The 17,260-nt window shown below is 70.9% G+C and carries 22 protein-coding genes; 12 read left to right on the top strand and 10 right to left on the bottom strand.

Going from position 1 to position 17,260, the window contains the following annotated elements:
• Positions 1-40 precede the first annotated feature (40 nt).
• Genes D9C15_RS21510 through D9C15_RS21500 form a run of 3 tightly spaced genes read left to right on the top strand, consistent with a single transcriptional unit; the run spans position 41 to position 2,628 of the window.
• Positions 41-916, top strand: a complete 876-nt coding sequence (locus D9C15_RS21510) for a DUF302 domain-containing protein (protein WP_205854869.1) — start codon at positions 41-43, stop codon at positions 914-916.
• A 26-nt stretch (positions 917-942) separates the two neighbouring features.
• Positions 943-2,061: a YeeE/YedE family protein gene (locus tag D9C15_RS21505; RefSeq protein WP_128000524.1), complete on the top strand. Its 1,119-nt coding sequence runs from the start codon at positions 943-945 to the stop codon at positions 2,059-2,061.
• A gap of 3 nt (positions 2,062-2,064) precedes the next feature.
• Positions 2,065-2,628 carry a Tll0287-like domain-containing protein gene (locus D9C15_RS21500; RefSeq protein WP_128000523.1) on the top strand — a complete coding sequence of 188 codons (564 nt, stop codon included), beginning with the start codon at positions 2,065-2,067 and terminating at the stop codon, positions 2,626-2,628.
• A gap of 14 nt (positions 2,629-2,642) precedes the next feature.
• On the opposite strand, the gene D9C15_RS21495 is transcribed toward D9C15_RS21500, so the two are convergent.
• The 10 genes from D9C15_RS21495 to D9C15_RS21450 form a co-directional block, all read right to left on the bottom strand.
• Positions 2,643-3,704 carry an Sfum_1244 family protein gene (locus D9C15_RS21495; RefSeq protein ID WP_375138814.1) on the bottom strand — a complete coding sequence of 354 codons (1,062 nt, stop codon included), beginning with the start codon at positions 3,702-3,704 and terminating at the stop codon, positions 2,643-2,645.
• On the bottom strand, positions 3,704-4,147 hold the full coding sequence (locus D9C15_RS21490) for a hypothetical protein (protein WP_128000521.1): 444 nt from the start codon (positions 4,145-4,147) through the stop codon (positions 3,704-3,706). Before D9C15_RS21490 ends, D9C15_RS21495 begins: the two co-directional genes overlap by 1 nt.
• Positions 4,148-4,151: 4 nt before the next feature.
• Entirely contained in the window at positions 4,152-4,370 is a 219-nt protein-coding gene (locus tag D9C15_RS21485) for a hypothetical protein (protein WP_128000520.1), read from the bottom strand.
• A gap of 4 nt (positions 4,371-4,374) precedes the next feature.
• Positions 4,375-4,686, bottom strand: coding sequence for a S24 family peptidase (locus tag D9C15_RS21480; protein ID WP_128000519.1), 312 nt, complete (start codon positions 4,684-4,686; stop codon positions 4,375-4,377).
• Positions 4,683-6,158: a 2Fe-2S iron-sulfur cluster-binding protein gene (locus tag D9C15_RS21475; RefSeq protein ID WP_128000518.1), complete on the bottom strand. Its 1,476-nt coding sequence runs from the start codon at positions 6,156-6,158 to the stop codon at positions 4,683-4,685. The genes D9C15_RS21480 and D9C15_RS21475 overlap by 4 nt, the downstream gene beginning before the upstream one ends.
• 2 nt (positions 6,159-6,160) lie before the next feature.
• Entirely contained in the window at positions 6,161-7,150 is a 990-nt protein-coding gene (locus D9C15_RS21470) for a TauD/TfdA family dioxygenase (protein ID WP_128000517.1), read from the bottom strand.
• A 1-nt stretch (position 7,151) separates the two neighbouring features.
• Entirely contained in the window at positions 7,152-7,766 is a 615-nt protein-coding gene (locus D9C15_RS21465) for a hypothetical protein (RefSeq protein WP_128000516.1), read from the bottom strand.
• An 82-nt stretch (positions 7,767-7,848) separates the two neighbouring features.
• Positions 7,849-8,178, bottom strand: coding sequence for a TusE/DsrC/DsvC family sulfur relay protein (locus D9C15_RS21460; RefSeq protein WP_128000515.1), 330 nt, complete (start codon positions 8,176-8,178; stop codon positions 7,849-7,851).
• A 20-nt stretch (positions 8,179-8,198) separates the two neighbouring features.
• A complete protein-coding gene (cas6, locus tag D9C15_RS21455; RefSeq protein WP_164886806.1) occupies positions 8,199-8,804 on the bottom strand; it encodes a type I-MYXAN CRISPR-associated protein Cas6/Cmx6 in 606 nt (201 codons plus the stop codon).
• A gap of 16 nt (positions 8,805-8,820) precedes the next feature.
• Positions 8,821-9,036 (bottom strand): DUF6967 family protein, encoded by a 216-nt coding sequence (locus tag D9C15_RS21450; protein WP_128000513.1) that lies wholly within the window; start codon positions 9,034-9,036, stop codon positions 8,821-8,823.
• Positions 9,037-9,205: 169 nt separating this feature from the next.
• On the opposite strand from D9C15_RS21450, the gene dsrA reads away from it, so the two are divergent.
• From dsrA to D9C15_RS21405, 9 genes are read left to right on the top strand one after another with little or no spacing between them, the layout of a single operon-like run.
• Positions 9,206-10,501: a dissimilatory-type sulfite reductase subunit alpha gene (gene dsrA / locus D9C15_RS21445; RefSeq protein ID WP_128000512.1), complete on the top strand. Its 1,296-nt coding sequence runs from the start codon at positions 9,206-9,208 to the stop codon at positions 10,499-10,501.
• A 10-nt stretch (positions 10,502-10,511) separates the two neighbouring features.
• Positions 10,512-11,582, top strand: a complete 1,071-nt coding sequence (gene dsrB / locus D9C15_RS21440) for a dissimilatory-type sulfite reductase subunit beta (RefSeq protein ID WP_128000511.1) — start codon at positions 10,512-10,514, stop codon at positions 11,580-11,582.
• A gap of 1 nt (position 11,583) precedes the next feature.
• Positions 11,584-11,943 carry a sulfurtransferase complex subunit TusD gene (tusD, locus tag D9C15_RS21435; RefSeq protein WP_128000510.1) on the top strand — a complete coding sequence of 120 codons (360 nt, stop codon included), beginning with the start codon at positions 11,584-11,586 and terminating at the stop codon, positions 11,941-11,943.
• A gap of 3 nt (positions 11,944-11,946) precedes the next feature.
• The gene (gene tusC, locus D9C15_RS21430) at positions 11,947-12,303 is read left to right on the top strand and encodes a sulfurtransferase complex subunit TusC (protein ID WP_128000509.1); all 357 of its coding nucleotides are present in this window, start codon (positions 11,947-11,949) and stop codon (positions 12,301-12,303) included.
• 9 nt (positions 12,304-12,312) lie between these two features.
• Positions 12,313-12,612, top strand: a complete 300-nt coding sequence (gene tusB, locus D9C15_RS21425) for a sulfurtransferase complex subunit TusB (protein WP_128000508.1) — start codon at positions 12,313-12,315, stop codon at positions 12,610-12,612.
• 19 nt (positions 12,613-12,631) lie between these two features.
• On the top strand, positions 12,632-12,964 hold the full coding sequence (locus D9C15_RS21420) for a TusE/DsrC/DsvC family sulfur relay protein (protein WP_128000507.1): 333 nt from the start codon (positions 12,632-12,634) through the stop codon (positions 12,962-12,964).
• Positions 12,965-12,991: 27 nt separating this feature from the next.
• Positions 12,992-13,720 carry a respiratory nitrate reductase subunit gamma gene (locus tag D9C15_RS21415; RefSeq protein WP_128000506.1) on the top strand — a complete coding sequence of 243 codons (729 nt, stop codon included), beginning with the start codon at positions 12,992-12,994 and terminating at the stop codon, positions 13,718-13,720.
• A 4-nt stretch (positions 13,721-13,724) separates the two neighbouring features.
• Complete coding sequence (gene dsrK, locus D9C15_RS21410; protein ID WP_128000505.1) at positions 13,725-15,257, top strand: sulfate reduction electron transfer complex DsrMKJOP subunit DsrK; 1,533 nt, start codon at positions 13,725-13,727, stop codon at positions 15,255-15,257.
• A gap of 20 nt (positions 15,258-15,277) precedes the next feature.
• On the top strand, positions 15,278-17,236 hold the full coding sequence (locus D9C15_RS21405) for an NAD(P)-binding protein (protein WP_128000504.1): 1,959 nt from the start codon (positions 15,278-15,280) through the stop codon (positions 17,234-17,236).
• Positions 17,237-17,260: the final 24 nt, after the last annotated feature.

Below are 17,260 nucleotides of genomic sequence, written 5' to 3'. Positions count from 1 at the left end.
CGCACGACCGGCGCAGACCGGCGGCGCGAGGAGACACCGCGTGAAGAGACTGCTCGCGGCGCTGGCCGCCCTGCTGCTCGCGCCCGCCTGCCTGGCGATCGGGCCCTACGTCGAAGGCGAACCGCTGCCCGCCGGCGAACTGCCCGCGCTGATGGGCCGCCTCGAGCAGCGCCTGCGCGACGACGGCTTCACCGTGGTCGGCCGCCACCTGCCGCCGGGGCTGCCGAAGCACGGCAGCCTGGTCGTCACCGATCCGGCGCTGACGCAGGCGGCGCGCCGTGCTGGGGGCAGTGCCATCCTCGCCGCGCCGATCCGCATCGGCGTGCGCAGCGACGGCAGCGTGTCGTACATGAACCCGGGCTACTGGGGCCGCGCCTACCTGCGCGGCGGCTTCGACGCCGCCGAGCCCGCGTTGCAGGCCGTGCGCGCCCGCCTGGCCCACGCGCTGGGCGAGCGCGGTGCGTTCGGCGGCGACGTTCCCGAGGCCGAGCTGCCCGCCTACCGCTACATGATCGGCATGGAGCGGATCGACTCGCCGCGCCACGAGCTGAACGGCTTCGCGAGCTTCGACGAGGCGCTCGGCACGGTGCGCGCCAACCTCGCCCAGGGCCTGGGCGGCACCTCCGCCGTCTACGAGATCGTGCTGCCGGAGGCGAAGCTGGCGGTGATCGGCGTGGCGATGAACGATCCCGACAGCGGCGAGGGCTGGTGGGCCGGCCGGATCGGCCCGGACCACGTGGCCGCCCTGCCCTACGAGATCTACATCGTCGACGGCAAGGTGTACGCGCTGTACGGGCGCTACCGCATCGCACTGTCCTGGCCCGCGCTCGGCATGGGCCAGTTCATGCGCATCGTGCGCGCGCCCGACCTCATCCACACCACCCTGGGCCGGCTGGCCGGCGCGGGAACGCGCTGAGGGCGACACGGCCGGAAGGAACCGAGATGGAACTCGCCACCAACCCCGCCGTCGTCGTCGTCGCAGGCGGCTTCGCGCTCGCCTTCATCTTCGGCGCGGTGGCCAACCGGTCCAACTTCTGCACCATGGGTGCGCTGTCCGACGTGGTCAACATGGGCCACTGGGGGCGCATGCGCATGTGGCTGCTGGCCATCGCGGTGGCCATCGTCGGCGCCAACGCGCTGGCGCAGGCCGGCCTGGTGGACCTGGGCAAGAGCATCTACCAGCGGCCCAGCCTGAGCTGGCTCTCGCTGATCGTCGGCGGCACGCTGTTCGGCGTCGGCATGTCGCTGGCCGGCGGCTGCGCCAACAAGAACCTGATCCGCGTCGGCGGGGGCAGCGTGCGTTCGCTGGTGGTGCTGACCTTCCTCGCGATCTCGGGCTACATGACGCTCAAGGGCCTGTTCGGGCAATGGCGCGCCGCCTGGCTCGACCCGGTCGCGCTCGACCTGACGCGCTTCGGCTGGGCGGACCAGGGGCTGCCGACGCTGCTGGCGGCCGCCGGTGTCGCGCCGACGCTGGCGCGCCTGGTCGCCGCCGGCGCACTCGCGCTGGCGCTGCTTGCGTTCGTGTTCGCCGACCGGCGCTTCCGTGCCAACCCGACGCAGTGGCTGGGCGGCCTGGTGCTGGGCATGCTGGTGGTGGGCGGCTGGTACGTCAGCGGCCACCTCGGCTTCGGCGAGAACCCGGAGACGCTCGAGACCGGCTACTTCGCCACCAACACGCGCACGCTCGAGTCGCTCAGCTTCGTCGCCCCGCTGGCCTACGGGCTGGAGCTGCTGATGCTGTGGACCGACAAGTCGCTGCACCTGAGCTTCGGCATCGCCTCGGCGCTCGGCGTCGCGCTCGGCTCGGCCGCCTGGGCCCTGGCCACGCGCAGCTTCCGCTGGGAAGGTTTCGCCTCGCTGGCAGACCTGCGCAACCAGCTGGTCGGCGCGGTGCTGATGGGCTTCGGCGGCGTCACCGCCACCGGCTGCACGGTGGGCCAGGGGCTGACCGGGGTGTCGACGCTGGCGCTCGGGTCCTTCCTTGCGCTCGCTTCGATCATGCTCGGCGCGGTCGCGACGCTGAAGTACATCACCTGGCGCGCCGAGCGCGAGGAGTGAAGGATGAAACCACATGCCCTGCCCGTGATGCTGGCCATGCTGTGCCTGCCCGCCGCCGCGCAGGACGCCTGGGTCGACGAGGCGCGCCGCGTCGCCGCCTCGGTGCCGCCGAAGCTGGCCGCGGTGCTCACCGCCGAGATCGAGCGCGGCGGGCCGGCCCATGCGATCGGCGTGTGCCGCGAGGAGGCGCCGACGCTGGCGCGCGCCGCGTCGCAGGAGTCCGGCTGGAGCGTGCGCCGCGTGTCATTGCGCGAGCGCAACCCGAAGGCGGTGCCGGATGACTGGGAACGTGCGGCGCTGGAAGACTTCGACCGCCGCGCCGCTGCCGGCGAGAAGCCCGCCACGCTGGAGCGCGCCGAGATCGTGCAGCAGCCCGGCGGCGCGGTGATGCGCTACATGCGCGCGCTGCCGGTGGCAGAGCTGTGCACCACCTGCCACGGCAGTGCCGAGCGCATCCCTGCCGAGGTGCGCGCGCGGCTCGCCGAGCTGTACCCGCAGGACCGGGCCACCGGTTACGCGGTGGGCCAGATCCGCGGCGCGATGACGATCAGCAAGCCGCTGCGCTGACGGGCGGCGCCGCCTCACGGCCCGCAGACGGCCGCCGGCGAGCCCAGCAGCAGCGCGATCGGGCGGCCGGCGCCGCTGCCGTGCCGGGCATGCAGTGCCAGCACCTGCGCCGCGAGGTCGTCGAAGTGGCAGTCCCCGGCGGCGCAGGCCTGCTGCAGTGCGGCGCCGCCGTCCCCCTGGCACCAGGCGTGGTAGGCCTCGAGCAGGCCGGGGAAGAGCTGCCGGCGCAGGCCGTCGTAGCCGGCGAACCAGAAGTGGATCGCGCTCGGCTCGCCCCGTTCGAGCAGCGCCGGCAAGGTGGTGCCGAGGTCGGCCAGCTGGTCGCGCAGCGCCCGCACCAGCAGCTCGCTGCGCCGATCGGCCAGCGCCAGCAGCATCGCCGGCCAGGCCGGGCCCAGGCGGCGCCCGGCGCGGTGCTCGCCGAGCTCGTGCAGGATCAGCGTCTCGCCCTGCTCGTCCAGCAGGCGCGGCAGCCCGGCCGTGAAATCGCGGTCCAGTCCGTAGGCCTGCGCCACCGCCCGGAACGGACCGTCCACCCGCTTCAGCCCGAACACCTCGTATTTCTCCCACAGCCAGCGCGCCATCGACTCGCGGCGCAGCACGATGGTGTCGCCCACCAGCACGGCCGGCGGCGCGAACAGGCCGCGCGCCCACTCGCGCCCGCAGACCTGCACAACCAGCGCGTCCTCGTCGAGGCGGCGCAGCTCCTGCAGCTCGGCGACGAAGAACGCGGGCCGCTCCGCACCGGCCCAGCCGGCGCCGTAGACGAGGCCGCGCGGCTGCAGCGCCGCGTTGACCTCCTCCACCGAAAAGGGCTGCGGCCGCGCGCCGCCGGGCAGCGGCACGGGCACGAACTCGCGCCCTTCCAGCTCGGCCCACAAGGCCTCGCGCCGGGCGATCCACGCGCCCACCTCGGCGCGCACCAGTGGCGCATCCAGCGGCAGGCCGCGCTCCCAGCGGTGGAACTCGCGCATCTGCAGCAGGAAGGTGCACAGGCCCAGGTCCTGCGCATGGCGTGCGTCGGCGATGTGGCAGTTGGTCTGCACCGCCTCCACCAGGCGGGCCGGCGGCCGCATCACGACGACGGGTCCGCGCGGCGCCGGCGCGGCGGCCAGGCGACGACCGCCTCGACCAGCGCCTGCCAGGGCAGCTCCAGCAGGCTGCCGTGGCGCTCGTGGGCCAGGGCGACCAGCGCATGCACGTCGGCCTGCGCTGCCCCGGCCTCCAGGCAGCGCTGCAGCGCCGCCAACCCGCCCTGCTGCAGCTGCAGCGCCCGGGCGTGCACCAGCGGCGCCGGCGGGCGCGGCAGGCGCAGCGCGAAGCTGGACCGTTCGCGCAGCAGCGCCAGCAGGGTGCCGCAGTTGATGCGCGCCACCGGCGAGCTGCACACCAGCACGTCGGCCTCGCCGACCGGCTGACGCTGCGCCAGGCTGCACTGCGCCGAACGCGCCAGCAGCGCCTTGGCGAACACGCAGGCCGAGGGGCCGTGGCAGCACGCGGGTGCGTCGGGTTCTTTCACGGCGTCAGTCGTCGCCGGCGGGCCCGGCCTCGCGCACCTGCCCGAGCAGGTCTTCTGCCTGCAGTTCGTTCTCCGCGAACATCACCTTGACGCGGCCCGGCGTGCCGGGCGCGTCGGCGGCGCGCAGCGCCTTGGCACGCGCCGAAGCCTCGGCGAAACGATCGAACTGGTCGAGCTTGTGCAGCACGCCCAGCGGCATGATGCGGTAGAGGTAGTAGGGCATGGGATCAGACGTAGCGCTTGGCGGCGCGCCGCCGCCCGGGGCGCGCCTTCTGGATCACGACGCCGCGCACCGCGCCGAGGTCGGGCAGCGGGCGCGCGGCGAACGCGGGGTTCAGGGCCTGCAACTGCCAGCCGGTGCCCGCGCGGCGCAGCTGGCGGAACAGCCACTGCCCGTCGAGCTGCGCGAGCACGAAGCTGCCGTCGTGCAGCGCGCCGTCGGGCTCGATCACGATCACCTCGCCCTCCTCGAACTCCGGCGCCATGCTCTGGCCGAGCACCTGCAGCGCGAACACCTCGGCACCTTCGCAACGGCTCATGGGCAGGCCTCGCTGTGGATCTGCCCGGCCGCCACGCCGCCGGCGCGCAGCGCCTCGTACAGCGTCTGCACGAAGGGCTCGGGCCCGGCGAGGTAGAAGTCGCAGGCGATGTCGAACAGGTCGGCGCGCATCGCCTCGGCCATCTGGCGCGCGCCGGCGGCCGGGTCGCTGTGGTAGCTGAGCTGGTGCTCGAAGCCGTCCAGCGCGGCCGACCAGGCGCGGCACTGGTTGGCCATGAAGTGGCCGTCGGGCCGCGTGGCGAGCCAGAACAGCGCGAGCGAGGGCGCCTCGTCGCGCGCCAGCGCATGTTCGATCAGGCTCTTCACCGGCGCGAAGCCGAGGTCGCAGGCGGCGAACACCAGCGGCCGCTCGCCGCCCTCGAGCACGAAGTCGCCCTGCGGCCCCCACAGGTCGATCGGTGTGCCGGGCTTCAGCCCCCCGCCGAAGACGTGCCGTGCAAACGCGTCGTCCGTGCGGGCGACGAGGAAGTGCAGGTTGCGGTCGTCGCAGGGGCAGCTCGCCACCGGGAGCGTGGCATGCAGGTCGTCGCCGCCGTCGCCGCCGAGCCCGAGCGTGACCGACTGGCCGGCCAGGAAGCGCAGCCGGTGGCTGCGCGGCGTCTGCACGTGCAGCAGCCGGGTGTCTGGCGCCAGCGTGCGCAGCTCGCGCAGCGTGGCGAGGATCTGCTGCGGCGCGATGTCCTGCGGGCCGCCGGCCTCCAGCGTCTCGATCGTCAGCTCGCTGCTGGCCGGCGTGTGGGCGCACATCAGCGTGTAGCCCTGCACCTTCTCGGCCTCGGACAGCGGGTAGTCGCAAGGCTGCACCCTCGCCACCGCGCCGTCGATCACGCGCACCTTGCACATGCCGCAGCTGCCGTTGCCGCAGCCGTAGTTGAGCTTGAGCCCGGCGCGCAGGCCGGCCTGCAGCAGCGTGTCGTGGCCCTCGACGCTGAACTGGTGCCCGCTCGGGCGCACCGTCACCTGCGCGCACATCACCTTGAGCATGTCGTCCATCGCATCCAGCCGGTCGACGGGTTCGGTGGCCAGCACCCGCGCCAGGCCCGTCGTCGCCTGGTTCGCCAGCCGCTGCAGTGCCGCGTCGCCCGGCGCGGCCTCGGCCTGCGCACGCGCCGCGTCGCGCAGCTCGAGCACCAGCGCGTGGTAGCGCTGCAGGTGGCGGCGCAGGTCCGCCAGCTCCTGGCTCTGGCGGAACATGCGCTGCGCCAGCACCTCCTGGCTGGGCAGCAGGCGCTCGCGCACGCGCCGCCCGAAGGCCTGCTCCTTGATCTGCGCAACCTGCTCGCTGGCGCCACCGTCCTCCAGCTGCGCCTGCGGGTACAGGCGCAGCAGGGCCTCGGTGGAGACCAGACCGTCGCTGATCGCCAGCTCGCCGCTGCGCACGCGTTGCTGCAGCACGCCGCGCGACACACCCACCAGGTGGGCGGCGCGCCAGACGGTGAGCCATTGCGACATGGTCAGCCCCGGTCGACGCGGTCGAGGTAGCGCGCGCGGTACAGCAGCCGCGGGCGTTGCGGGTCGTCGGCGAAGGCCGCGCGATCGTGCAGCACGTTGTTGCACACCAGGCCCATGCCGGCCTCCAGGCGCAGCGCCAGCACGAAGGGCGAGGTGGCGAGCACGCCGCGCAGCGCGGCGACGGCGGCCTGCGTGGCGGCGTCGGCCTTCCAGGCGATGCTGCGCGTGCGTGCGGTGTAGCGCATGTGGAGGCAGCCGTCGGCATCGGTGCTGAACACCGGGCCGGTCTGCTCGGGCCGCGCAACGCCGTCCTCGTCGGTGCGCTCCGGGATGCTCATCGCGTCGGCCGCGGCCAGCGCCTGTACATGGGCCGGATCGAGGTCGCGCAGCGCGATGTAGGCGAGCTCGTGGTCGAGCAGCCGGTTCGCGCCGCCCTGCGCGGCCGGGCGCACGCAGTGCAGGATCATGCCGCGGATGCGCCGCTCGGCCGGGTGGTAGTAGCCGTCGGTGTGCCACTGGATCGCGCGGTCGGTGTAGGGGATGTAGGCGCCGGCCGGACCCGCCCCGGCGCGCACCGTGATCGGTGAGATGCCGTCCTCGTCGGCCAGCCAGTTGGCGTCCAGCCGCTCCAGGCCGAGCTGGCGGCCGAGGGCGCGCGGCAGCGCCGGGTCGGCCGTGCCCGGGGCGGTGCGGTAGATCGCCATGTTGAAGCGTGCACAGCGCTCGCGCAGTGCCCGCCGCTCGCCCTCGCCGAGGGCGAAGGGATCGCGTACGTCGACCACCAGGGTGTCGAGGCCGAGCGGCACATCGGCCAGCTTCACCTCGCGCCAGTCGCGGTAGACACGTTCGTCGTCGAGATCGAAGGGGCCGCTGCGCGTGCCGCGCGGCACGACGCCGATCGAGCCAAGCGGCCGCCGCGGAACCGGCTTCGCCGGGCCGCTGGCGGCGCCCCCCTGGGGGGGAGCGCCGAAGGCGCTACGGGGGGGAGTCATGTCACTCCCCGCTCATGGACGCGTGCCGCGTGCGCCGCGGTTCGCTGGAGAACACGCCGTCCATGGCCCGCTGCAGCAGGCCGACGGCCTCGGGCACCTCGGCGGCCATCACCTGGTCGAGCACCCAGCGGCGGTCCTTCTCGGGCACCAGCGGCTCGAGGCGGTGGCCGAGGTAGCGCGTGAAGGCGAAGTCCGGCCCCTCGCGCTCGCCCCAACCGAACTCGGCGTAGTGCCCGCAGAGCACGTTGAACTGCTCGACGAAGCGCTCGGCGTAGCTCGCGCCGTCGGCCAGCGGGCCGAGCAGGTCGGACTCGTTCTCGTCGAGGATCTCCGCGGCGCGCAGCACCATCGTGGTGGTGAAGGGCGTGCGGCCCTCGGCGCCCAGCCGCGCATAGGCGATGCGGTCGGCCCCGGCGAGCAGGAAGGCCAGCAGCTCGCGCAGCACACCGAAGTAGGCCGCGCCGGCGTCGATGTCGAAGCCCGCCTCGCGCAGCCGCTTGATGGCGTGCGTGGCCACGCGCCAGGCGATGAACGCGATCGCGCTACCGGTCTGCGCCGGATTCTTCGCCTGCTCCGGCTTGAACCAGTGCGCCTTCAGACGCGGGGGCGTGGCCATGGCGATCAAGTCCGGCGCCGGGCCGCCCCAAGCCGGACGCTCCCCCTCGGGGGGGCGACGCGAAGCGTCTTGGGGGTCAACATCAGTACCCGCCCTTGCCCAGCGGCTGCGGCAGGCCGGCCACCTTGGCCGCCTGCTTGGCCGGGCCGAGCGGGAACAGGTCGTACAGCGACTTGCTGTCGCAGCCGGGCAGGATGTCCGCCAGGCCCTTGAGCATGTTGCGGAAGTTGGGCGTGTGGCCGTGCTCGCGGTACTCGTCGCGCAGGTAGTGGATCACCTTCCAGTGCGCATCGCCCAGCGTGATGTTCTCGGCCGCCGCGATCACCGGCACCACCTCGTCGCTGAAGTCCGCCTCCAGCAGGTAGCCCTGCTCGTCGGTCTCGAGTTCGCGGCCATGGACGGTGTAGCTCATCGGGTTCGTCTCTCCTGTGGTCAATCGATCTCGCCCACGGCGGCGGCCGACTTGTGCGGCACGAACACGCCGCAGCCCATCAGGCGGTGCGCGCCCAGGCCGTGCTCGAGCACGCGCAGCGCGCCCGCCTCGCGCAGGCCATGCAGCATCAGGCTGTAGCCCTGCAGCGTGTGGTCGGGCCCGCGCAGCCGCTGCGCGCGCCCGCAGACCCGCTGGCAGCGCACCTCCAGCCGCGCCAGCTCCTCGCCCATCGTGGCCAGGAAGCCCGCCTCGTCGCCCGCGTCGATCTGGCCGGCGTCCACGAAGTGGGCGTACAGCGTCGTGTGCGGCAGCAGCTCGCGCTGCTGCGGCGTGCCGAGCTGGACCGTGCAGCCGCCCACGTGCAGCCGGCGGCCGGCCAGGGCCTGCGCCGCGCCGGCCGCGCCACGGGCCACGCGCAGCACCAGCCGCGCACGCGCCGACAGCAGCGCCGGCTCGCCCGTGCCGGGCACCAGCCGGACCGGATGCACCGCGGCCAGCGGGTCCTCGGCGAGCGCCGGAAGCGCCTCGACGAGCGCCTGCGCGAGCGCCCAGCGGTGGTCGCGCGGCAGCGCGTGGCCGTGCAGCGGGAACACCAGATCGAGCATGGCCGCGTCCGCCACCTCAGCCGACTCCCTGCGAGCGCGCCCAGCGCAGCAGCGCCTCGCCCCAGGCGGCGGCGGTCTGCGCATCGACCTCGAACACCGTGAAGCGGCTCTTCTCGCGGATGCGGGTGCGCAGCAGGCTCATGCCTCCGGCGTCGTGGTCGAACTGCTGCAGCTCGATCTCCTGGCCGCCGAGGGGCACGCGCAGCTTCGCGAGCGGGGTCACGCGGGGCATCCGGTTCTCCTGATGCCCGGCATTGGGCGCGGCGCGGCGGCGCAGCGTCTATCACCGCGTCGGGTAAGGCCGGATAACCCTTTCGGGTAGTGCGTCGCACCCAACCGGAGTGATGGCGGGCACCGGGAGCGCTCCCTAGGATGCTTTCACCCCAAGGAGACACACGACCATGGCCAAGAAGATGCACGAGACGCCGATGCTCGACGAGCTCGAGAGCGGCCCCTGGCCCAGCTTCGTCACCGGCCTGAAGCGGCTGGCGAAGGAGAAGGACTACATGGTCGACCTGATGGGCCAGCTCGAGACCTCCTACCGCACCCGCAAGGGCTACTGGAAGGGCGGCACGGTGGGCGTGTTCGGCTACGGCGGCGGCGTGATCCCGCGCTTCACCGAGCTGAAGGACGAGAACGACAAGCCGATGTTCCCCGACGCGGCCGAGTTCCACACCCTGCGCGTGCAGCCGCCGGCGGGCATGCACTACAACACCGAGGTGCTGCGCAAGATGTGCGACATCTGGGAGAAGCACGGCTCGGGCCTGATCGCCTTCCACGGCCAGAGCGGCGACATCATGTTCCAGGGCGCCACCACCGCCAAGGTGCAGGACGCCTTCGACGAGCTCAACGAGCTCGGCTTCGACCTCGGCGGCGCCGGCCCCGCGGTGCGCACCTCGATGAGCTGCGTCGGCGCGGCGCGCTGCGAGCAGAGCTGCTACGACGAGGCCAAGGCGCACCGCCAGGTGATCAACACCTTCCTCGACGACATCCACCGCCCGGCCCTGCCCTACAAGTTCAAGTTCAAGTTCAGCGGCTGCCCGAACGACTGCATGAACTCGATCCAGCGCTCGGACATGGCCGTGATCGGCACCTGGCGCGACAACATGCGCAGCGACGAGGAGCTGGCGCGCAAGTGGTTCGCCGCCCACGGCATGAACGAGCTGGTCAACAACGTGATCTCGCGCTGCCCGACCAAGACCATCATGCTCAAGGAGGTCAAGGACCTGGCCACCGGCCCGACCATCTCCAGCGTGAAGATCAGCGACAGCCACGCGCTGGAGATCGACAACAGCAACTGCGTGCGCTGCATGCACTGCATCAACGTGATGACCGGCGCGCTCGCCCACGGCACCGACACCGGCGCGACCATCCTGATCGGCGGCAAGCGCACGCTGAAGATCGGTGACCTGATGGGCACCGTGGTCGTGCCCTTCCTGCCGCTGAAGACCGAAGAGGACTACGAGGCCCTGGTCGAGCTGGGCCAGAAGGTGATCGACTTCTTCGCCGAGAACGCGCTCGAGCACGAGCGCACCGGCGAGATGATCGAGCGCATCGGCCTCGTCAACTTCCTCGAGGGCATCGGCGTGGAGATCGACCCGAACATGGTCGCGACGCCCCGCACCAACCCCTATGTGCGCACCGACGGCTGGGACGAGGAAGTCGCGCGCATCAACGCCAAGAAGGCCGCGGCCTGAGGAGCAGCAGATGGCACAGATGCGCACCCCGATCGAGAGCGGCGTTCCCGACAACCGCCCCTTCCTGCACCCGGCGCTGCTGAAGAACTACGGCAACTGGCGCTACCACGACCGGCCGCGCCCCGGCGTGCTGCACCACGTGGCCCACGGCGGCGACGAGGTGTGGAGCGTGCGCGCCGGCACGCAGCGCCAGATGGACGTGCACACCATCCGCAAGTTGTGCGACATCGCCGACCGCTATGCCGAAGGCCATGTGCGCTTCACGATCCGCAGCAACATCGAGTTCATGGTCAGCGACCCGGCCAAGGTCGAGCCGCTGGTCGAGGCGCTGACGACGGCCGGCTTCCCGGTCGGCGGCACCGGCAACTCGGTGTCGATGATCGCCCACACGCAGGGCTGGCTGCACTGCGACATCCCGGGCACCGACGCCTCGGGTGCGGTGAAGGCGCTGATGGACGAGCTCTACACCGAGTTCATCCGCGAGGACATGCCCAACCGCGTGCACCTGTCCACCAGCTGCTGCGAGATCAACTGCGGCGGCCAGGCCGACATCGCGATCATCGTGCAGCACACCAAGCCGCCCAAGATCAACCACGACCTGGTGGCCAACGTCTGCGAGCGCCCGGCCGTCGTGGCGCGCTGCCCGGTGGCGGCGATCCGCCCGGCGCTGGTCAACGGCAAGCCCTCGCTCGAGGTGGACGAGAAGAAGTGCATCTGCTGCGGCGCGTGCTACCCCCCGTGCCCGCCGATGCAGATCAACGACCCGGAGCATTCGAAGCTGGCGATCTGGGTCGGCGGCAAGAACTCCAACGCCCGCGGCAAGCCGACCTTCATGAAGATGGTCGCCAGCGGCCTGCCCAACAACCCGCCGCGCTGGCCCGAGGTGTCGGCCATCGTCAAGAAGATCCTCTACACCTACAAGGAAGACGCCCGCTCGTGGGAACGCGTGTCCGACTGGGTGGAGCGCATCGGCTGGCCGCGCTTCTTCGAGAAGTGCGACCTTCCCTTCACCAAGTACCTCATCGACGACTGGCGCGGCTCGCGGGCCAACCTGAACGCCTCCACGCACATCAGGTTCTGAGATGAAGTTCGGCATCCTGGTCAGCGAAGGACCGTACACCCATCAGGCGGCCGACAGCGCCTGGCAGTTCTGCCAGGCCGCCATCGCCAAGGGCCACGAGATCCACCGCGTCTTCTTCTATCACGACGGCGTCTACAACGCGACCAAGCTCACCGAGCCGCCGCAGGACGACCGCCACATCGTCAACCGATGGTCGGCCCTGAAGGAGCAGCACGGCGTGGACCTCGTCGTCTGCGTCGCCGCCGCGCTGCGCCGCGGCATCAAGGACGAGGTGCTGGCGCCGGGCTTTCGCATCAGCGGCCTCGGCCAGCTGGTGGACAGCGGCATCAAGGCCGATCGGCTCGTGACCTTCGGAGACTGAACGATGAAGAAGTTCATGTTCGTCAACCGCAAGGCCCCGTACGGCACGATCTACGCGCTCGAGAGCCTGGAGGTGGTGCTGATCGCCGCCACCTTCGACCAGGACGTGAGCCTGGTCTTCCTCGACGACGGCGTCTACGAGCTGGTGAAGGGCCAGGACACCGCCGGCATCGGCATCAAGAACCACTCCAAGACCTACCGCGCGCTGGACGGCTACGACGTCGAGAAGCTCTACGTCGAGCGCGAGTCGCTGCAGGCGCGTGGACTCACCGAAGACGACCTGATCGTCGACGTCGAGGTGCTGTCCACCCCCGAGATGGCGGCGCTGATGGCGGAGCAGGACGTGGTCCTGAGCTTCTGAGGAACGGCCATGCTGCACATCGTCAACAAGTCGCACCGACAGACCAGCTCGCTCGCCAGCTGCCTGCGCTTCGCGCAGGACGGCCACGCGCTGCTGCTGATCGAGGACGGCGTGTACGCCGCCACGAAGGGCGGCGCCGCCTCGGCCGGCCTGGCCGAGGCGCTGCCGCGCCTGAAGGTCTATGTGCTCAAACCCGATCTCGACGCGCGCGGCGTCGCCGCCTCGCTGGTCGACGGCGTCACGGCGGTCGACTACGCCGGCTTCGTCGACCTCGTCGCCGAACACCCGAACAACCAGACCTGGCTCTGACTTCCAAAGGAGAAACGCCATGCCCATCGAAGCCGCCGGCAAGACCTACGACACCGACGAGGAAGGCTACCTCGTCAACCTCGCCGACTGGAACGAGGACGTGGCCAAGGTCATCGCCCAGAGCGAGAACGTCGAGATGACGCCCAACCACTGGGAGGTCGTCAACTTCCTGCGCGACTACTACAACGAGTACCAGATCGCCCCCGCGGTGCGCGTGCTGACCAAGGCGATCGGCAAGCAGCTCGGGCCCGACAAGGGCAACAGCAAGTACCTCTACGAGCTGTTCCCCTACGGCCCGGCCAAGCAGGCCTGCAAGATCGCCGGCCTGCCCAAGCCGACCGGCTGCGTGTGACTCCCTGGGCGCGCAAGAGCAGCTCGCATGCCGATCCTGACCATCACGTTCGCGTTGCTGTTCTACGCGGCCACCGCGGTGCTGGTGATCGGCCTGGCGCTGCGCATCCGGCTCTACCTGCGCGCGCCCGCGCCGCTGAAGATCCCCACCACGCCGGCACCGACCAGCGGCGCCGGCGTCGCGCTGCGCATGGCGCGCGAGGTGCTGTGGTTCGAGAGCCTGTTCAAGTCGAACAAGTGGACCTGGGCCTTCGGCTGGCTGTTCCACGCCGCGCTGCTGCTGGTGCTGCTGCGCCACCTGCGCTACTTCCAGGAGCCGGTGTGGAGCGCGATCGTCTTCGTGCAGTTCTTCGGCACCTATGCCGGCTTCGCGATGGCCGCGGGCCTGGCCGGGCTGTGGGCACGAAGGGTCCTGGTCGACCGCGTGCGCTACATCTCCACGCCCTCGGACCATCTTCACCTGGCGCTGCTGCTGGCCATCGCCGGCTCGGGCCTGCTGATGCGCTTCGTCGCGCACACCGACATCGTCGCGCTGAAGGCCTTCACGCTCGGGCTGCTTCGATTCGACTGGCAACCGCTGCCCAGCGACCCGCTGCTGCTGCTGCACCTCACGCTGGTGGCGCTGCTGATGATCGTGTTCCCGATCAGCAAGCTGCTGCACGCGCCCGGCCTGTTCTTCAGCCCGACGCGCTACCAGGTCGACAACCCGCGCGAGGCACGCCACATGGCGTCCTGGGCGGCTGTGCTGGAGAAGTGAGCCGATGGCCACTGCCGCCTTCGAGACCCCGAAGCTCAAGCCCTACCCGGTGATCCCGCTGGTGGCCGCGGGCGCGATGGGACACAGCAAGCCTTTCGTCGCCAGCGCCGCCATCCAGACCAACATCGGCTTCCCGGGCGAGCTGGCCGAGGGCTGGGAGCAGCGTGCCATCGCGAAGATGGGCGAGCTGCTGGGCAAGTACCGCAGCCTGCAGGTCTACATGGACGCCTGCGTGCACTGCGGCGCCTGCTCGGACAAGTGCCACTACTTCCTCGGCACCGGCGACCCGAAGAACATGCCGGTGGCGCGCCAGGACCTGATGCGCGCGGTCTACCGGCGCTACTTCACCTTCGCGGGCAGGCACTTCCCGAAGCTGGTCGGCGCGGTGGACCTGACGAAGGACGTGCTCGACCAGTGGTACGCCTACTACCACCAGTGCTCGGAGTGCCGGCGCTGCTCGGTGTTCTGCCCCTACGGCATCGACACCGCCGAGATCACCATGGCCGCGCGCGAGATCATGGACTCGGTGGGCCTGGGCCAGAAGTACAGCAACGAGATCATCGGCAAGGTCCACCGCATCGGCAACAACCTCGGCCTGCCCGGCCCCGCGCTCGAGGACACGCTGCTCGGGCTCGAGGAGGACGTCAAGGAAGACACCGGCGTCGACGTGCGCTACCCGATGGACGTGCAGGGCGCCGAGGTGCTGCTGGTCACGCCGAGCGCCGACTTCTTCGCCGAGCCGCATGTCGAGAGCCTGATCGGCTACGGCAAGGTGTTCCACGCCGCGGGCATCAGCTGGACGCTGTCGAGCAAGGCCAGCGAGGCCGGCAACTTCGGCATGTTCATCGGCAACTACGAGCAGCTGCGCAAGATCGCGCTGCGCATCCGCGAGGCCGCGCTCGAGCTCGGCGTCAAGCGCATCGTGGTCGGCGAATGCGGCCACGCCTGGCGCGTGGCCTACAGCTTCTGGAACACGCTGGTGGGCATCGGCGCCGGCGGGAAGGACCCGTTTGCCATCCAGCTGCAGAGCCAGCTCGACGGCCGCTACAAGCAGCCGATGCACATCTGCGAGCTGACCTGGGACCTGATCCAGCGCGGTGCGCTGAAGTTCGACAAAGAGAAGAACGACGACCGCATCGTCACCTTCCACGACTCGTGCAACGTGGCGCGTGCCTCGCGCATGGGCGATGCGCCGGGCGGGCAGTTCGCCATTCCGCGCCACATCATCAAGGCGGTGGCCAACCGGTTCCACGACATGGCGCCGGACACCATCCACGAGAGCACCTTCTGCTGCGGCGGTGGCGGCGGCCTGCTGACCGACGACCTGATCGAGCTGCGTGTCAAGGGCGCGCTGCCGCGCATGGAGGCGCTGCAGCAGGTGGTCGACCGCCACGGCGTGAACTTCATGGCCACCATCTGCGCCATTTGCAAGGCGCAGTTCAGCAAGGTGCTGCCCTACTACGGCTTCGACATGAGCATGGTCGGCGGCGTGCACCAGCTCGTCAGCAAAGCCATCCGGCTCGGCGAGCCGCACTGACCCATTCCGAGGAGACACCCATGTCCGCCCCTGCCGATACGGTGAAGGCCCAGCCGCTCACCTTCCGCCGCTACAAGGACGGCGACACGAAGGTGAAGCGCTGGCAGGACGAGATCTTCGATGCCGACCACTCGCACAAGTGCCCGACCTACATCCAGAGCACACCGCCCTGCCAGGGCTCGTGCCCCTCGGGCGAGGACATCCGCGGCTACCTCAACATCGTGCGCGGCATCGAGAAGCCGCCCGCGGGCATGGCCTGGCAGGAGTACGCCTGGCGCCGCCTGACCGAGGCCAACCCGCTGCCCTCGGTGATGGGCCGCGTCTGCCCGGCGCCCTGCGAATCGGGCTGCAACCGCAACGAGGTGGAAGACTTCGTCGGCATCAACTCGGTCGAGCATTTCCTCGGCGAGTACGCCATCGCGAACAAGCTGCAGTTCCCGAAGCCCGCGAAGCTGAGCGGCAAGACGGTGGCGGTGATCGGCGGCGGGCCGGCGGGGCTCTCGGCCGCCTACCAGCTGGCGCGCAAGGGCCACGCGGTGACGATCTTCGACGAGCGCGCCGAGCTCGGCGGCATGATGCGCTACGGCATCCCGGGCTTCCGCACGCCCCGCCCGGTGCTCGACGCGGAGATCCAGCGCATCCTCGACCTCGGCGTCACGGCGCGCATGGCCACGCGCATCGGCACCGACGTCACGATGGAGCAGATCCGAGCCGAGTTCGACGCGGTGTTCCTCGGCCTCGGCGCCCAGGCCGGCCGGCCGCTGCCCGTGGAGGGCTCGGACGCGCCCAACGTCGTCACCGCCACCGCCTTCCTGAAGGCCTTCAACGACGGCCGCATGCGCCATGTCGGCAAGCGGGTCGTGGTGGTCGGCGGCGGCGACACCTCGATCGACGTCGCCACCGTCGCGCGGCGCCTCGGCCACATCGAGCAGCTGCGCGAGAGCGACCGCCCCGAGCACGCCATCGCCGGCGTGGTGGCGCACGACGTGGCCGCGGTGTCGGCGCGCCAGGGCGCCGAGGTGACGCTGACCTCGATCTTCGCGGTCGACAAGATGCAGGCCAGCCGCCACGAGGTGGAGCATGCGCTGGCCGAGGGCATCGCGATCCGCGGCGGGTACGCACCAGTGAAGGTGATCCGCGACGCCAGCGGCCGCGCCACCGCGCTGCGCGTGATCCGCTGCGAGGCGAAGATCGCCGGCGGCAGGCTGGAGATCAGGAACATCGAAGGCACCGAGGAGGACCTCGAGGCCGACCTGATCGTCTCGGCCATCGGCCAGGCGGTGGACTTCACCGGGCTGGAGTCGCTCAACAACGGCAAGGGCGGCATCGCCGCCGACAAGAACTACCAGGTGCAGGGCCAGGCCGGGATGTTCGTCGGCGGCGACGTGGTGCGCCCGCACCTGCTGACCACCGCGATCGGCCACGGAGCCATCGCCGCCGACGGGATCGATCGTTTCCTCGCCGGCGAGCCGCTGGACAAGCGGCCCAAGATCGACGTGCACACCTGGGACCTCAAGCGCAAGCTGGTCGAGAAGGGGCTCACTGTCAGCGAGGTGCACGAACCGATCCGCGGCACCGACAGTGCCAACGTCGCGATCCACAACTTCGACAACCGCTCGGACCGCTACGTGATCCCGCACGAGGAGCTGTTCCTCGGCCACTTCGCCTACACCGCCCGGCACAAGCGCAAGATCGTCACGCTCACCGCCGAGCAGGCGCTGAACAACTTCGAGGAGCGGGTGCTGGCGCTCACCGAGGCCGAGGCGCAGGCCGAGGCCAAGCGCTGCATGAGTTGCGGCCTGTGCTTCGAGTGCGACAACTGCGTCGTCTACTGCCCGCAGACGGCGGTGTTCAAGGTACCGAAGTCCAGGTCCACCACCGGCCGCTACGTCGACACCGACTACAGCAAGTGCGTCGGCTGCCATATCTGCAAGGACGTCTGCCCGACCGGCTACATCCAGATGGGCCTCGGGGAATAGCACCGTGCACTGCAGCGTGATGTG

Source organism: Piscinibacter defluvii, from assembly GCF_004011805.1.
GTDB classification, from domain to species: domain Bacteria; phylum Pseudomonadota; class Gammaproteobacteria; order Burkholderiales; family Burkholderiaceae_C; genus Piscinibacter; species Piscinibacter defluvii.
This window is presented reverse-complemented; position numbering and strand designations above follow the sequence as displayed.

Bases quoted from the DNA above. Each gene is read 5' to 3' on its own strand.
- D9C15_RS21505 (WP_128000524.1), top strand. From the start codon at position 943: ATGGAACTCGCCACCAACCCCGCCGTCGTCGTCGTCGCAGGCGGCTTC.
- D9C15_RS21500 (WP_128000523.1), top strand. From the start codon at position 2,065: ATGAAACCACATGCCCTGCCCGTGATGCTGGCCATGCTGTGCCTGCCC.
- D9C15_RS21495 (WP_375138814.1), bottom strand. From the start codon at position 3,704: ATGCGGCCGCCGGCCCGCCTGGTGGAGGCGGTGCAGACCAACTGCCAC.
- D9C15_RS21485 (WP_128000520.1), bottom strand. From the start codon at position 4,370: ATGCCCTACTACCTCTACCGCATCATGCCGCTGGGCGTGCTGCACAAG.
- D9C15_RS21480 (WP_128000519.1), bottom strand. From the start codon at position 4,686: ATGAGCCGTTGCGAAGGTGCCGAGGTGTTCGCGCTGCAGGTGCTCGGC.
- D9C15_RS21475 (WP_128000518.1), bottom strand. From the start codon at position 6,158: ATGTCGCAATGGCTCACCGTCTGGCGCGCCGCCCACCTGGTGGGTGTG.
- D9C15_RS21470 (WP_128000517.1), bottom strand. From the start codon at position 7,150: ATGACTCCCCCCCGTAGCGCCTTCGGCGCTCCCCCCCAGGGGGGCGCC.
- D9C15_RS21465 (WP_128000516.1), bottom strand. From the start codon at position 7,766: ATGGCCACGCCCCCGCGTCTGAAGGCGCACTGGTTCAAGCCGGAGCAG.
- D9C15_RS21460 (WP_128000515.1), bottom strand. From the start codon at position 8,178: ATGAGCTACACCGTCCATGGCCGCGAACTCGAGACCGACGAGCAGGGC.
- cas6 (WP_164886806.1), bottom strand. From the start codon at position 8,804: ATGCTCGATCTGGTGTTCCCGCTGCACGGCCACGCGCTGCCGCGCGAC.
- D9C15_RS21450 (WP_128000513.1), bottom strand. From the start codon at position 9,036: ATGCCCCGCGTGACCCCGCTCGCGAAGCTGCGCGTGCCCCTCGGCGGC.
- dsrA (WP_128000512.1), top strand. From the start codon at position 9,206: ATGGCCAAGAAGATGCACGAGACGCCGATGCTCGACGAGCTCGAGAGC.
- dsrB (WP_128000511.1), top strand. From the start codon at position 10,512: ATGGCACAGATGCGCACCCCGATCGAGAGCGGCGTTCCCGACAACCGC.
- tusD (WP_128000510.1), top strand. From the start codon at position 11,584: ATGAAGTTCGGCATCCTGGTCAGCGAAGGACCGTACACCCATCAGGCG.
- tusC (WP_128000509.1), top strand. From the start codon at position 11,947: ATGAAGAAGTTCATGTTCGTCAACCGCAAGGCCCCGTACGGCACGATC.
- tusB (WP_128000508.1), top strand. From the start codon at position 12,313: ATGCTGCACATCGTCAACAAGTCGCACCGACAGACCAGCTCGCTCGCC.
- D9C15_RS21420 (WP_128000507.1), top strand. From the start codon at position 12,632: ATGCCCATCGAAGCCGCCGGCAAGACCTACGACACCGACGAGGAAGGC.
- D9C15_RS21415 (WP_128000506.1), top strand. From the start codon at position 12,992: ATGCCGATCCTGACCATCACGTTCGCGTTGCTGTTCTACGCGGCCACC.
- dsrK (WP_128000505.1), top strand. From the start codon at position 13,725: ATGGCCACTGCCGCCTTCGAGACCCCGAAGCTCAAGCCCTACCCGGTG.
- D9C15_RS21405 (WP_128000504.1), top strand. From the start codon at position 15,278: ATGTCCGCCCCTGCCGATACGGTGAAGGCCCAGCCGCTCACCTTCCGC.